The 14610-nt window shown below is 41.4% G+C and carries 15 protein-coding genes; 12 read left to right on the top strand and 3 right to left on the bottom strand.

What is annotated here, in order from left to right:
• The first annotated feature begins 14 nt into the window (after positions 1-14).
• The 8 genes from D6856_RS12040 (at position 15) to D6856_RS12005 (ending at position 8261) form a co-directional block, all read left to right on the top strand.
• A complete protein-coding gene (locus D6856_RS12040; protein ID WP_120687082.1) occupies positions 15-416 on the top strand; it encodes a DUF3237 family protein in 402 nt (133 codons plus the stop codon).
• A gap of 16 nt (positions 417-432) precedes the next feature.
• The gene (locus D6856_RS12035) at positions 433-1233 is read left to right on the top strand and encodes an alpha/beta hydrolase (protein WP_120687081.1); all 801 of its coding nucleotides are present in this window, start codon (positions 433-435) and stop codon (positions 1231-1233) included.
• Positions 1234-2037 carry an adenylyl-sulfate kinase gene (locus D6856_RS12030; protein WP_120687080.1) on the top strand — a complete coding sequence of 268 codons (804 nt, stop codon included), beginning with the start codon at positions 1234-1236 and terminating at the stop codon, positions 2035-2037.
• Positions 2038-2039: 2 nt separating this feature from the next.
• Positions 2040-3569, top strand: a complete 1530-nt coding sequence (gtfA, locus tag D6856_RS12025; protein ID WP_120687079.1) for a sucrose phosphorylase — start codon at positions 2040-2042, stop codon at positions 3567-3569.
• Positions 3566-4672 (top strand): alpha/beta hydrolase-fold protein, encoded by a 1107-nt coding sequence (locus tag D6856_RS12020; RefSeq protein ID WP_120687078.1) that lies wholly within the window; start codon positions 3566-3568, stop codon positions 4670-4672. Before gtfA ends, D6856_RS12020 begins: the two co-directional genes overlap by 4 nt.
• 150 nt (positions 4673-4822) lie before the next feature.
• The gene (locus D6856_RS12015; RefSeq protein WP_147367839.1) at positions 4823-5743 is read left to right on the top strand and encodes a hypothetical protein; all 921 of its coding nucleotides are present in this window, start codon (positions 4823-4825) and stop codon (positions 5741-5743) included.
• Positions 5744-5861: 118 nt separating this feature from the next.
• Positions 5862-7550 carry a putative polysaccharide biosynthesis protein gene (locus tag D6856_RS12010; protein ID WP_120687076.1) on the top strand — a complete coding sequence of 563 codons (1689 nt, stop codon included), beginning with the start codon at positions 5862-5864 and terminating at the stop codon, positions 7548-7550.
• A gap of 36 nt (positions 7551-7586) precedes the next feature.
• Positions 7587-8261 carry a hypothetical protein gene (locus D6856_RS12005; RefSeq protein ID WP_120687075.1) on the top strand — a complete coding sequence of 225 codons (675 nt, stop codon included), beginning with the start codon at positions 7587-7589 and terminating at the stop codon, positions 8259-8261.
• 43 nt (positions 8262-8304) lie between these two features.
• On the opposite strand, the gene D6856_RS12000 is transcribed toward D6856_RS12005, so the two are convergent.
• Positions 8305-10083 (bottom strand): Rqc2 family fibronectin-binding protein, encoded by a 1779-nt coding sequence (locus D6856_RS12000; protein ID WP_120687074.1) that lies wholly within the window; start codon positions 10081-10083, stop codon positions 8305-8307.
• Between the two features lie 177 nt (positions 10084-10260).
• Here D6856_RS12000 and D6856_RS11995 point away from each other — a divergent pair, with 177 nt between their 5' ends.
• The gene (locus D6856_RS11995; RefSeq protein WP_120687073.1) at positions 10261-10890 is read left to right on the top strand and encodes a flavodoxin family protein; all 630 of its coding nucleotides are present in this window, start codon (positions 10261-10263) and stop codon (positions 10888-10890) included.
• An 11-nt stretch (positions 10891-10901) separates the two neighbouring features.
• On the opposite strand, the gene D6856_RS11990 is transcribed toward D6856_RS11995, so the two are convergent.
• Complete coding sequence (locus D6856_RS11990; RefSeq protein WP_158588929.1) at positions 10902-11498, bottom strand: TetR/AcrR family transcriptional regulator; 597 nt, start codon at positions 11496-11498, stop codon at positions 10902-10904.
• Positions 11499-11500: 2 nt separating this feature from the next.
• Positions 11501-12580: a hypothetical protein gene (locus tag D6856_RS15100; protein ID WP_147367838.1), complete on the bottom strand. Its 1080-nt coding sequence runs from the start codon at positions 12578-12580 to the stop codon at positions 11501-11503.
• 181 nt (positions 12581-12761) lie between these two features.
• Between D6856_RS15100 and D6856_RS11985 the strand changes: the two genes are divergently transcribed.
• From D6856_RS11985 to D6856_RS11975, 3 genes are all read left to right on the top strand, one after another.
• Complete coding sequence (locus D6856_RS11985; protein WP_092243232.1) at positions 12762-12935, top strand: chorismate--pyruvate lyase; 174 nt, start codon at positions 12762-12764, stop codon at positions 12933-12935.
• Between the two features lie 71 nt (positions 12936-13006).
• A complete protein-coding gene (locus tag D6856_RS11980; protein ID WP_120687071.1) occupies positions 13007-13873 on the top strand; it encodes an AraC family transcriptional regulator in 867 nt (288 codons plus the stop codon).
• 42 nt (positions 13874-13915) lie between these two features.
• Positions 13916-14593 carry a YczE/YyaS/YitT family protein gene (locus D6856_RS11975; protein ID WP_120687114.1) on the top strand — a complete coding sequence of 226 codons (678 nt, stop codon included), beginning with the start codon at positions 13916-13918 and terminating at the stop codon, positions 14591-14593.
• Positions 14594-14610: the final 17 nt, after the last annotated feature.

The raw sequence follows: 14610 nt of genomic DNA, 5'->3' as shown, positions 1-14610 counted from the left end.
AGATAGGTTTTGATATGGAAGAGATCCTTACTATATACATTGACTTAACTGAGATTTACGAAGTAAAAGGCAAAAGCGCCGAGGCGGTTATTATAAATTTTACCGGTAACTGTAAGGGTAAGTACTTTAACGGTAACGTACTTCCCGGAGGTGTGGATACGCAGAAAGAGTTCTATCCACAGAACAGGACTTTGTCCGCCAGATATATGCTTGACGGAATAGATGACGCCGGAAAGAATTGCCGCATCTTTATAGAGAACGAAGCGGTCCTTGACGGTGAAAAACAGCTTGATCACACAACACCAAAGATCATAACCGATTCAAAGAGCTTGTCTTGGATGGAGGAAGCTTATCTAAAAGGCACAATAGAGCCCAAAGAAGAGGGCTGTATCATACATATTTTTAAGATGGATTGAGAGGAGATTATATACAATGGCTTTTGTACAAATGAGTTATTTTTCAACTTCCATTTGGAGACAAACTATTTTTCATGTTTGCCTTCCGAATGATGTTCCCCCTGAGATGAAAGAGGGTAATAAAAACTATGACAGACCAATGAAGACTTTGATGCTCCTTCAGGGATATTCCGGAAATACATTTGATTGGCCTCTCGGTAGTCTTATTTCCGATATATCACTTAGATACAATCTTGCGGTTATTATGCCTTCGGGAGACAACAGTTTTTATACAAACGCAGCCGGTTGCTGCTACAAATATGCCGATTTTGTGGGCTTTGAGCTTCTTGATTATGTAAGGGAGACATTCGGCCTTTCCAAGGATGCAAAGGATACCTTTATCGCAGGTCTTTCAATGGGCGGCTTCGGAGCCATTCACGCAGGACTTGAGCATCCCGAAAAGTACAGTAAGATCATCGGACTTTCATCGGCACTTATCGTAAATCAGCTTGGCGACATTAAGCCGGGTGCCAAGGATGATATAGCTGATTATGATTACTACTGCCATGTTTTCGGAGATCTTAAGAAGGTAAAAGAAACTACTAACGATCCTGAGTTTATCATAAAAGAAAGACTTGCTAAGGGAGATAAGATCCAGCCTGTATTTATGGCATGCGGATCAGAGGATTTCCTTATCAAGAATAACAGAGACTTCAGAGACTTCTTATTGGAGAAAAAGGTTGACCTCACCTATAAAGAGAGCCCCGGAATCCACGATTGGAATTTCTGGAATCAATATTTGGAGCCTGCGATCAAATGGGCACTGGAGGAAGAATAAATGCTTATTGATAAGATTAAAAAACTCGATACTTGGACAGCTCCCGAGCTTCCTAAGAATATCCCACACGGAGATATGCCCGGAGACAAGGTGGAAATAAACGAAGGACATATTAAGAAAGCAAACATCATTTTCCCTAAGCTTTTACAGCTTCTTGAAGAGGAAGCAAATAAGGGAAAGGAAAAGGTTGTAATAACCGTATGCGGGGGTTCGGGTGTAGGTAAATCCGAGATTGCTTCAATCCTTTCATATTACCTTACCAAGGGAGGGATAAAGAGCTATACATTATCCGGAGATAATTACCCCAGACGTATACCCATGCACAACGATGCCGAGAGACTTCGTGTATATGAGGAGCTTGGAAGAGAAGGCCTTGAAGACTATCTTGGTTCCGACAAAGAAATCGATTTTGCCGAGATAGAAAAGATAGCTCTTGATTTTAAGGCAGGAGAAAAGAATATCAGCCTTAAGAGAATGGGAAGAAAAGAAGACGAGCTCTGGCATGAGGTTGTAGATTTTTCCGATACAGATGTGCTTATCATTGAGTGGACACACGGAAACAGCGACAACTATAAGGGCGTTGACATACCGATATTATTAAACAGCACTCCCAAGGAGACGCTTGAACACAGAAGAGCAAGAAACAGAGACGGTGCTACAGACAGCCCGTTCACCACTATGGTACTTGAGATCGAACAGGGCAAGATCAAGAGTCAGGCTCACAAGGCCAAGATCATAGTTTCAAAGCAGGGCGAGATCCTCAGCTTTGACGAATACACCAAACTTATGGAGTCAGAGAGCTAATTATGAGTAATGTAATAAGTGCCAATAACAAACCCATGCTAAATGCATATCCGGACAGTCTTGGAGGAACTCTTAAGGATATAGTTGATTTTCTTTCAAAGGATGAGCTTACAAGCACTTTTTCATCTTTTTATATTCTTCCGAGTCTTTATCATACAGACTTAGACCGTGGCTTTTCGGTTATAGATTATGGTCTTGAAAAGAACCTTGCCACCAAGGAAGATCTGGATGCGCTCAGAAAGATGGGAATCGATCTTAAGCTTGATTTTATATTAAATCATGCATCCGTTCAGTCACCTCAGTTTCAAGATCTTTTAAACAAAGGCGATGATTCCGAATATAAAGACTTTTTCATTAACTGGAACAAGTTCTGGGAAGGCAAAGGGGAGCTTACACAGGAAGGTTATATTCAGCCTGATGAAGAGTATATCAAGGATATGTTCTTCAGAAAGCCGGGACTTCCGATACTTATGGTTACCATGCCCGACGGTAAGAAAGTTCCGTACTGGAATACTTTTTATCAGGAGGTAAAAAACACTCCTCAGGGAATAAAGTATCTGGGACAGATGGATCTTAACATCAAATCGGATCTTGTATGGGAATTCTATGATGACACATTACATAAGATTTCTGACTACGGCGCAAGCATTGTAAGACTCGATGCTTTTGCTTATGCTCCCAAGGAACCCGGAGAAAAGAACTTCCTTAACGAGCCGGGAACATGGGATCTTTTATCCAAGGTAAGAGAACTTGCAGATAAGTATAAGCTGACTCTTTTACCCGAGATACATGCATCGTATTCTGAAAAGATATATGAGACTATAGCAGATAAGGGCTACATGACCTATGATTTCTTCCTTCCGGGTCTTATTATCGATGCTTTTGAAAATAAGTACGGAGATACTATAGTTAAGTGGGCCAACGAGCTAATAGATAAAAAGATAAGAACGGTCAATATGCTTGGCTGTCACGACGGAATCCCGCTTCTTGATCTCAAGGGACTTATAAGCGAAGAGCAGATACAGAGCCTTATAGATACGGTGGTGGCACGAGGCGGATACGTCAAGGATCTTCACGGTGCCAAGAATATGTACTATCAGGTAAATGCGACGTATTATTCGGCACTTGGCGAGGACGATAAGAAGATGCTTGCAGCAAGAGCTCTTCAGCTCTTTATGCCGGGTAAGCCTCAGGTTTGGTATCTGGATCTTCTTGCGGGTAAGAATGACCATGAGGCCGTTAAGGCTGCGGGAGCAGGCGGTCATAAAGAGATCAACAGGACCAATTACTCCAAAGAGATGATAGAGAATGCTTTGGAAAAAGATGTTGTAAAGAGACAGCTGGAGCTTTTGAAATTCAGAAACAGCTATAGAGCATTTTCTTTTGACAGTGATATTACAGCCTCCTGTGAAGGCAAGATCATAAATATCAAATGGAAAAATGGTGAATACGAAGCATTGCTGAAGCTTGATCTTGAAAGTTTCGATTTTGTGGTAGTGGCAAAGACCGGAGAGGACGAAATAACTGTATGAAATACAACACATCATTTCAGGCGCTTGCATTTGACAGAGTCCTTCCATACGAGGGACAGGTTGAGTGTCTTGTCAGTGAGGGAGGGAAATATTTCCTTCAGATAATGGCACCGAAGGCGGCAGAGGTTAATTTCAGATATAACGAGATAGATCATTATTGCTCAAAAGATGAGAACGGAATATGGAAGACAGAGTATACGGCAGAGGGGGCGATAAATTACGTTCAGCTCATCGTAGACGGAGTCGAGCTTATTACGCCCATGCTTCCTATTTCCTATGGCTATTCAAGACCTTACAACTATGTTGAGGTTGAGACCAATGAGGACTTTTACGGAGTTAAAGATGTTCTTCACGGCAGCGTAAGAAAAGAGTATTTCCCTTCGTCTGTTACGGGCGAGTGGGAGAGCTGCGTTGTGTATACACCTCCGGGATATGATGAGTCGGATGATGTTTATCCGGTACTTTATCTTCAGCACGGTCACGGCGAGAATGAGATGGGCTGGACGGCAGCAGGCAAGGTTAACTTTATAATGGATAACCTTATTGCATCCAAAAATGCAGTCCCATTTGTGATCGTAATGAACAACGGAATGGTTCAGACTCATGATAAAGACGGAAACAGAGTTGTAGATTTCAAGCTTTTTGAGGATTATCTGTTAAAAGATATTATTCCTTTTATCGAAGGTAAATTCAGAGTCGGAGGTTCGAAGGAAAAGCGCGGAATGGCCGGACTTTCCATGGGTTCGCTCCAGACATCGATAATCGGTTTTTCTCATCCGGAGCTCTTTAGCTGCCTTGGAATATTCAGCGGTTTTGTAACCGATATTATTCAGGGTTCGGAACTTGATATGCCAGACAGAGGACCGAGCGACAATGAGCATCTTAAGGTGCTTGATGATGCCGAAAAGTTCAATTCTCTTTTTGATGTATTCTTTAGATCAATGGGAGATAAGGATCTTTTCTGGGGGGACTTTGCTCATGATGATAAGATGCTTGAAGAAAAGGGTATCAAGCAGATAAGAAATGTATACGAAGGCATACATGATTGGAATGTGTGGCGTAAGAGTATAAGAGATTTTGCCACACTGATTTTTAAAAGTTAAAACATTGTTTCTTTTGACAGTAGAGCTGCAGTCGAGTGATTGACTGCAGCTTTTTTATTTTATACGGTTGCATTTTTTAAAAATACATGTTAGAATGTTAATGAATTGTTAATGCTTATAAAAGGGAAGAGTAAAAGAGAGGAGAAAGAAGTGAAATTAAAAGTTTTGGGAGCAACGGCATTTTCTTTAATGCTGAGTTTGTTTCTTATCAGTTGTGGGGCAACTGAAGACGACAGTATTGAACCTGATACGGTAAATGCACAGGCGCTTATCAGCACTGAATATGTTTCAGAGGTAAGCGATGTTGACAGTTCTGTATCAAATGCATCGGAAGCAAAGTCTTTTGAGGATGATCCATGGAATAAGGTTTATCAGTTGGATATGCCTTCTTTATACAGTCAGATCACTGAGGTGAATGACGCTGAAAATTTTGAAGGATCCTGGGAAGCAACAAATTGTCTTTCTGCAGTTTCCGGTTCATTGAATATCACAAACCAGACAAGTAAAGGCTTTCATGTTGAGGGTGATTTCCTTTATGGTTATCGTACAGGAACATTAAGCGGTGAAGCGTATTTTGTATCACCCAACATGGCAATATGCAGCCAGAATGACATTGAAGATTCAATAAGTGACGGCTATATGGTCCTTTATCTGGAAAATGATTCCTTGTATGTTAACTCCGATCCGGGAGTTGGAAGTATGGGAATGAGCGTCTCTCCTAACAATGAATATACAAAGGGAGAACCAGTATATAAGAACGGTGATAATCTAAATAAAACATTTACTCAGGAAGAACTAGATAATATTCTTAAGCTTGTAGGTGATGAAGTATATAAATATCCTTTCCTTGAGTGCACCAACAATTTTATTGTTGATTCTTCGGAAAAGGCTCTTGATAGCGGTGTTTCCTGTAAGTACGTACAGTGCTATTTTTCCGATATGCCGGAAAATTATACGGCAATACTTGCATCCGACGGCAGGATTTATATCGAGCTTCACAGCTATTCGGAGGATTATTTCTTCACCAATGACTCAGATTGGACAAGCAATAAAATGCCGGAAGTGAAGTAAAAAAGAGATATTTTGGAGCGTGCCTATATAGGCACGCTCCTTGCATTCAACCCTTGCATATATTAGAATTAAATACTGAAAAAGCTGAAAACTATAAAGGATAAGGCATTATTTCAATATGAGTTCTGAGTCTAAAAAAGGTTTATATAAGCAGGTCGGTTTCCTTGCAATTGCAGGAGTTATATCGAGGATTATCGGACTTTTGTACAGAAGTCCGCTTACAGCCATTATCAAAGATTTAGGTAATGGATATTACAGTGCTGCTTACGATGTATATTCCATCGTTTTGCTGATTTCTGCTTATAGCATACCGTCTGCAATGTCCAAGATTATTTCCGGAAAGCTTGCCGTAAGAGAATATAGAAATGCACATAGAATTTTTAAGTGTGCGCTTGTCTATGTTGCCATCGTTGGCGGCGTGGGAAGTTTACTGGCTTTTTTTGGAGCTAGCGTTCTACCAATTCCCAGACAGGCAGGGGTTGTTTTAAAATTCTTTGCACCGACTATTTTTTTCTTTGGATTTTTAGGAGTTTTACGAGGATATGTTCAGGCGCACAGAAATATGATCCCGACATCTGTTTCGCAGATTCTGGAACAGGTATTTAATGCCGTTGTCAGTGTCGGCGGAGCTTATGCGCTTGTCAATCTTGTCAGTGAAGAAGAGCAGTCCAGAAGAGCGATGTACGGTGCTATCGGAAGTGCACTCGGTACAGGCTCGGGCGTTGTTATAGCTCTTTTGTTTATGCTTTTTGTTTACCGTGTTAATCGAAAAGGTATACATAGAAGGATAGACAGAGATATTCATGAAGATATGGGGAACAAGGAAGCATTTAAGCTTATATTGCTTATTGTTACTCCTTTTATTCTGAGTACTGCAATTTATAATATATCTAATTTCCTTAATACCAATATTTTTAACTACATTCTTTTACATATAAAGGGAATGGATGAAGACTTGATCACTTCATTATTTGGTGTTTATAAGGGAAGGGCGATGATCATATCGAATCTTCCGATCGCACTTGCCAGTGCAGCGGCAATGGCTATGATACCTGAGGTTTCAACCGCTTTTGCCAAAGGAAATAAAGAAGAGGCGGGGAATACGGTTTCAAGAGTCATGAGAGTTATTCTTATGATCTCCATACCTGCTGCAGTCGGATTATTTGTACTTGCAAGACCGGTGACAATGGTCCTGTTCCCTCATCCAAGTGAATCTATACCAAGAGCTGCACTGTTACTTATGATACTTGCCATCACTGTTGTTTTTTACTCGGTATCGACACTTACCAATGCGGTACTCCAAGGTGTGGGCAAAGTAAATGCACCTGTTATAAATGCGGCTATTTCTCTGATTCCGCAGACAGGTGTACTTGCGTTACTTCTTTTTTATACGAATCTGAATGATATCGCGCTTTGTATTGCGACAATCATTTATTCACTTATGATGTGCATACTCAATAACATAGTTATGAAGAAGCATATTCCCATTAAATATGATTTCAAGAAGACATATCTGCTTCCTTCAATATCTGCTCTTGTCATGGGAATTGTGGCATTCTGCACACATATGATATTTGAAAAGCTTTTTATAAAATTATCTTTATGGATTACGATGAAGTTGTACGGAGAGGAGATTGCTAAATATTACTTATCCAATCTTATTGCAACTGTAATCGCGGTCGGTATTGCGATGTTTGTATACTTCGCTGTGCTTATTAAATCAGGCGGTGCATCGGAGGATGATATAAAGAGATTCCCTAAGGGAGTTAAGATAGCACAGATTCTTAAAAAACTTAGGATACTCTAATAAAAGGGAAAAAAGAAAAGGAAAGAGGAAAGAGAAATGAAGAGGAAAAACTTAATATTGTTATCGGCAACATTAGTAGCTGCGAGTATGATGCTTGCAGGCTGTGGGGAAGCAGCTTCAAGCGCAGGTGCTGAGGTTAGCGTAGAAGCTTCAACGGAGGAAGTGGATGTAGCTTCCGATGCAGAAGCAAGCGGTTCCGAAGGATTGGATAGCGCTGATACTGCAAGTAGTGATGAGAGTACAGAGGCTGTTTCCGGTGAATCTGCTTCTGCTGACGATGCAGCAACAGCTATTTCGGTTCCTGAATTTAGCAGCGCAGAGGAAGAAGAACAGTGGGTACTTGAGCAGATCGGCGGAGTTTGGGAGACAAACTATAAGCCGGCGAATCTTTATGTGTTTGATGGAAAAGAAGTGACACATTATACAGCTATTACCGAAGGTGTTGATTGGCCTGATAGTTATACTAAGGAAAAAGAGAAATCTGAGATAGTTTCTTTTGAGAAGATATCAGAAGATGACAATGAATATTATAGAATTGAATTAAGCGGATATTCTTGGGCAGTCTTTCATTGGACTCCAAGTATGCCTTATGATCTGACCGGTAGTGAACCATATAGTGCGTCAAGTAGCTTTGAGCGTCCTTATGGTTACAGTAATGAAAATAAGATCACAATTGAGGATTATAGTAAAGACTTTAATATAGTTGAATAAAACAGATTTGAGGGACCGGATTATTATTTCGGTCCCTCTTTTTTTACTCACTTATAAGCTTTAAGCTTGATATATCGGGTGCGATGGCAAGAGAGTAGTTGGTGTAGTAAACTACAAAGCCGGGCTTGGCGCCGTTAGGCTTCTTGACATCTTTTCTTTTTAGATAATCAATCTCGACTTTCTCCTGATTCTTACCTTTTGAGTAGTAAGCTGCAAGAGCTGCGGCTTCTTCGAAAGCTCTGTCCGGAACTTCTTTTCCGCCTGTAAGAAGCACAACGTGCGAGCCGGGGATCTTCTTGGCGTGGAACCACCAGTCGCCGCCGTTTGCAGTCTTAAAGGTAAGCTCATCGTTTTGCAGATTGTTTTTTCCTACATAGATATCAAAACCGTCGCTTGAAAGATAGTGGAAGGGTTTACTTACAACCTTTTCCTTCCGCGCGTTCTTGCCCTGATAATGAGCCTTTATATAGCCTGTCTGTTGAAGCTCTTGCTTGATCTGAACAAGGTCGGCTTCTTCTTTTGCAATCTCAAGAGCTGTCTCAACGGATTCAAGCTGATCGATTGCTTCTTTTGTTTCCTTCATCTGTTCTTCAAGAGCTTCCGCTGTTCTTTTAAGTTTAGTATATTTATCAAAATACTTTTTCGCGTTCTGAGCGGGAGTAAGAGTTGGGTCCAGTGTTATAGTCACATCTTTTCCCGTGTTATAGTCATTGACCGTTATCTTCTCGGCACCGGGCTCTGCGCTGTAACCGTAGATGGTAAGGAGCTCTCCGTAAACGCGGTATTTATCTTTCTTCTCGGCGTCCTTCATCTGCTTAAGCTGAAGGTCATATTTACGAACATTACGCTCAAGAGCGGTCTGGACGATCTTACGAAGGTCAACCGACTTCTGTCGGATCCTTGTGACTATGTTCTTCTCAAGATAATACTGCATGATAAGAGAAGAGATGGTCTCGGGATATACAAGCTCGGCGCCTTCTGAGTCCTCGTAGATTGACAGAGGAATGGAAGCATACTCCTTGGGAGTATCGTTTTCATATGCGATGCAGGGCGTAAAAGAGCCTTCTTTAATATTCTGAACAATTTCATCAAAAGCTTTATAAAGTGCGATCGCTTCTTTGGTTTCAAGGCTGATCGCGGATTTATCTGCGTCGACGCCCGCTCTGTGGCAGATTTCCTGTGAAATGATCGGAGAAAGGCCTGTGTAAGCCGAGTAGATAGCTTTAAAAACAGGCATTCCCTTTGAGAGAACACATGATGAGAAGACATCTGCGTTTGTTTCAAGCGGATTCTCTTTTTCCTGAGAAGGGATAAAGTATTCTCTTCCGGGAAGAACCTCGCGGACTGAGCTTACAGATGCGGGGATGTGCTTGATGCTGTCGATAATGACGTTGTTCTCGTCGACAAAGATGATGTTGCTGTATTTTCCCATAATCTCGATTAGAAGAGTCTTATGGCGAAGATCGCCCATTTCATCGAGGTGCTCGATCTCAAAGCGTATGATCCTTTCAAGTCCCGGCTGTGTGATGCTGATGATGCGGCCGTTCTGAATGTGCTTACGAAGGAGCATGCAGAAATTGGGCGCGGTCATGGGTGAAGGCTTGGCCTCGTCTGTCTCATAGATGAGCGGGAGAGAAGCGCCTGCAGACATCAGAATCTTAGCCTGCTTAATGCCGTATTTATCAATATTCTCGTAGGAGAGTTTGACCGTGATAAGAAGCTCGTCGCTCTCAGTCTGTGCAATTTTATATATACGGCCGCCTGTTAAGCGGTCGCTGAAATCTTTGGTTAGATTTGCAATTGTAATACCGTCAAATGCCATAACTATCAATATCTCCGTTTATTAAAAAGAGTCTGTTTAATTATATTCTGCGAAAGGTAAAAGGTCAAAGTGAACAGATATTATAACGTTTAACAAAAAATGATTATCATCGGGACAAGATTTGCTTTGACCGGATCCTTTTAAAATAATAACATTAAAAAGATAGGAGGTTTTATTATGGCTAAGGTTATTTTATTAAACGGCAGCCCCAAGGCTAACGGCTGCACAGCGACTGCGCTCGCTGAGGTTATAAAGGTTTTGAATGAAGAAGGAATAGATACTGAGCTTATACATGTGGGAAATAAAGCTGTAAGAGGCTGCGTATGCTGCGGTTCTTGCGGAAACACTGGAAAATGTGTGTTTGACGATGATCTTGTAAATGAAGTTGCAAGGAAGTTTGAAGAGGCAGACGGACTTATCGTGGGAAGCCCTGTTTACTACGCTTCACCAAACGGAACAATTCTTTCGTTCTTGGACAGATTATTTTTCAGCTCACATTTTTCCAAGCAGATGAAAGTCGGAGCGGCTGTTACAAGCTGCAGAAGAGGTGGCAATACTGCGACCTTTGACGTACTTAATAAGTACTTTACTATAAGCGGAATGCCTGTTGCTTCTTCAACATATTGGAATCAGGTGCACGGTCATACGGCGGAAGATGTTCTTAAGGACAAGGAAGGCCTTCAGACAATGAGAAATCTTGCCCGCAACATGGCTTTTATGATAAAAGCTATCGGCGATGCTAAGGAAAAATACGGACTGCCTGCGATGGAGAGCGGCGCATTTACAAGCTTCCCTGACGGAAAATAAGTGGCAGGTTTTTACACGACCTTATACAGGATATTGAAAACGGCGTCGAGGAATTCTTTGTTGTTCATTCCGGTTTCTTTCTGAATGAAGGCTTCCTTGTTGGCGGCAAGCTTGATAACACCGCAAAGTGAGCCCCACATCGCGAAGGTCGTGACGAAAGCTTCGTCGCCGAGTTTAAACAGTTCCTTTATATAGGCACTGATCTCTTGGCCGACAATATACGTATCGAGGTCGGTGTTGTAGAATTTGTTTTCTGAAAAATCAACGTTGATGGTGTCTTGTGCAAAGTCAAAGTACATGGGATATTTTTTATAATATTTCAAAAGACCCTTGCAGATACCGAGGAAATTTTCTTTGTCAGTCTTTTTAGGATCGGTGTTTTTGATGATCTCACTTTTTAATAATGACATGCTTTTAAGGGCGAGATAGCTGACTATCTCGTCCTTGTTTTCAAAATAGGTATATAAAGTCGCCTTGCTGTAGCCGGCTTCTTTGGCAATGTCGCTGACCGTTACCTTGACGGTGTCTTGCTCTTTAAAAAGCTTTTCGGCCGCAGCTGCGATTCTTTCTCTGTGTACTATAGGTTCTTCTTTTATTCGTCTTCCCATATTTAATGTACCTTTATGTAGTCTGATAAATCCCTTCTGACAGCGTTGTTTTCGCCGTATTTCTTGACACATCCGACGCGAAGGAGCATCTGCGGATTCTCTGAAGGAAGCTGCCTCTTGTATTCGGCTTCCTCAATCGCATAGCTCATCGGATGAACGGATATGTTGTTTTCCGTAAGATCAAGCCAGATGTCTGTTGCCTTGATACCGCACTCCACAAGCTCTTTTTTGGAATCGTCGGAAGATACGATGATAAAGCCCATGCATCCGTTTAGCTGATTTTCCGTATTGGCAATGCCCTGATCTGCGAATGTCTTTCCCTTGGCGTTTTCATGGTTGGTAAAAAGATAGTAGAAGACCTTTTTGATACCTGTGATACCAAGCTGTTCAGCGCTCAGACCGTCTTTTTTATCTTTTGTCTCTTTGTTGGAGAGCCTAAGCCAATTTGAAAGCTCTTCCGCTGTTTCCTCATCGTAAGCCTGTTTGATATAAGCATCCGACGTTGCTTTTTTTATTATAGCAAATTCTTTGGTATCAAAAGAGTAGTATTCGCAGCCGCTGCATTTGCAAAGCTTAGAAACGTATTCGTCTTTGGAAGAATTGCTTATGTCAAAAGATCTTTTGTCTGTGTGACGTTTCTTGATCCTTGCGATTGTATTTGGATCGATCTTATCTGAGATTTTTTTGTATGACAGATTCATGGTATCCGTTGATTCGTCATAGCTGTAAGTAACATTGTACCCGTAAGCCAGAAAGGCTTCTTCGAGGGTTCGTATATAGCATCCGAGTGAGAGGAATTGTTCGCGTTCTTTGGGGTCGACAACAGTGAGCTTCCGCTCAGGGTCCACGGCGATCGAAACCTTTCCTTCTTCCGGGTACAATTCAATGAGCCAACATTGTATGTTGTGAGAGCTCGGGGCAAGAGAGCCCAGGTACATAATCTCGGACAGTTCTTCGTTAAGTCCTTGTATATTCTTATCAGTATTCACGTTTGTTTTCCTCCCTGTGACAAGTATTGATGTAAACGCTGCAACCAGCACGATCGTAGTTGTTATATGCGCTATCAGTGTTTTCTTTTTCATAATAGGGTCGCTCCTGAAAGTATTTATTTAATTAAACTAACAGTTCAATTGATGCATCGTAGTAATTAAACCACTGGTTCAATTAATTGTCAAGAGGAAAATGAATCATTAACCCCGCCCCTTAAGTTATGGTAGTATATTTATACGAAATATATTTTTGCAAAAGACAAGGAGAACACTTATGGAAACCTGGTATTACATAGTAGACAGTATTGACGGAGATTATGCCAATCTTAAGAGATGTGATATAGAATCCGACGATCTTAAGCTTGTTGCGAGAGCTCTTTTGCCCGAAAGTATTGCAGTGGGAACTAAACTTAAGTATGAGTTTATGCAGTATTCAATAACTGAATGATATTTGATAAAATAAATAGGACAAAATTTGATAGTGTTAAAGTCGAAATATAAGAAGTAAAAGGGTGAATTATGGATTACAGTCAATACGAAACATACGGTTTTGATAACGCGAGCGCTTTTAATATGTCTACTGGCTTTAAAGAGCGCAGCTACCAGATGCATTGGCATTCCTACGGCGAGATCATTCTCGTTGGACCGGGTAAGACCAATGTATATAAGGTCAATCAGGACACTTACACTCTTGTAGAGGGTGATTTCGTGCTGGCTTGGCCTATGGAGATGCACTCTATAGTTGACGCGGACAGAGAAGAAGCGCTTGTTATTCAGTTTAGCAATGCTTTTGTCAATTCACTCTTTGATCTTCAAAGAATCATGCATTTTTACAGGAATCTGCATGTCATCTGCATCAATTCGCATCCGCTCCTTGCAGCCAAGCTTAAAGAGATCACATATAAGATGAAGGAGATCTTTTTTTCGGACGGACCCGATCGCGAGCTTAAGTGTTGCATGCTTTTAATGGAGTTTATGATGACACTTGATGAGCACAGAGAGGAGTTTGTTCCCGAGATTCAGCCGGGGGCTCACAACGGATATACGGATGATGTCATGAAGAGGATGATCGGAGTTACCGATTATATCAAGAATAATCTGACTTCGGACGATCTTTCTCAGACAACAATGGCTAAAAAAGTCGGTATCAGCAGAGACTATTTTTCCAGAATGTTCAAAGAAGTTACCGGAATGAATTACAATAAGTGGCTAAACATGATCCGCCTGGAGAAAGCGATAGAGCTTCTTTCAAACAAGGGGATGACACTCACGGAGGTTGCGATGTTATCGGGCTTCCAGAGTATTCCGAGCTTTAACAGGGTGTTTCATAACGAAAAGGGCATGGCTCCCGGAGAGTACAGGGATCTGTACATAAAGGAGAGGTAAGCTGCCCTTATATCAGTATTTTTTATGAGGGAAGGAAAAGAAATGTCTAATACGGATATCATTAAGTTTTTGTCTGAGAGAAAAAGGCGTATCGCCATGTCTCTTGCAGGCGTCATTATCTGCGCGATAAGTGTCGGAATCTTTAAGCTGGCCGCGCTCGGAGTCGATCCGTTTCAGTCTCTTATGAGCGGACTTGATGCGATCATTCCGATCGAATTCGGTACCTTGTATGTGATTGTAAATGCGATTCTTTTGATATTCAGCTTGGTTGCGGACAGGCATAACATCGGTATCGCAACTTTTATCAATCTGTTTTTCTTGGGATATATCACACAATTTACGTACGCAGCACTTCAAAAGGTATTTCCGAATCCGTCTATGATCTTTAGGATCATCTACCTGATCATAGGAATCGTGATCATCTGCTTTGGCTCGGCTCTTTATATGACGGCGGATCTCGGTGTTTCAACATATGACGCGGTTGCTATCGTTATGGCAAATAAGTGGAAGATCGGAAGATTCAAGTACATCAGGATCTGCACGGATCTTGTTTGTGTATCTCTCGGCTGCGCTTTGTTTATAATGGCGGGCAATCATATCGATAAGATTCCTACAATTGCGGGAATCGGAACGATCATCACGGCTTTCTTTATGGGACCGCTCATTGATTTCTTTAATGTAAAGATAGCAAGACCTATGCTTGAGAGAGGTAAGAAATAATCAGGGGCACAGCACGT

Origin of the sequence: Butyrivibrio sp. XB500-5, assembly GCF_003625505.1 — a bacterium.
In the GTDB taxonomy this organism is placed as follows: domain Bacteria; phylum Bacillota; class Clostridia; order Lachnospirales; family Lachnospiraceae; genus Butyrivibrio.
This window is presented reverse-complemented; position numbering and strand designations above follow the sequence as displayed.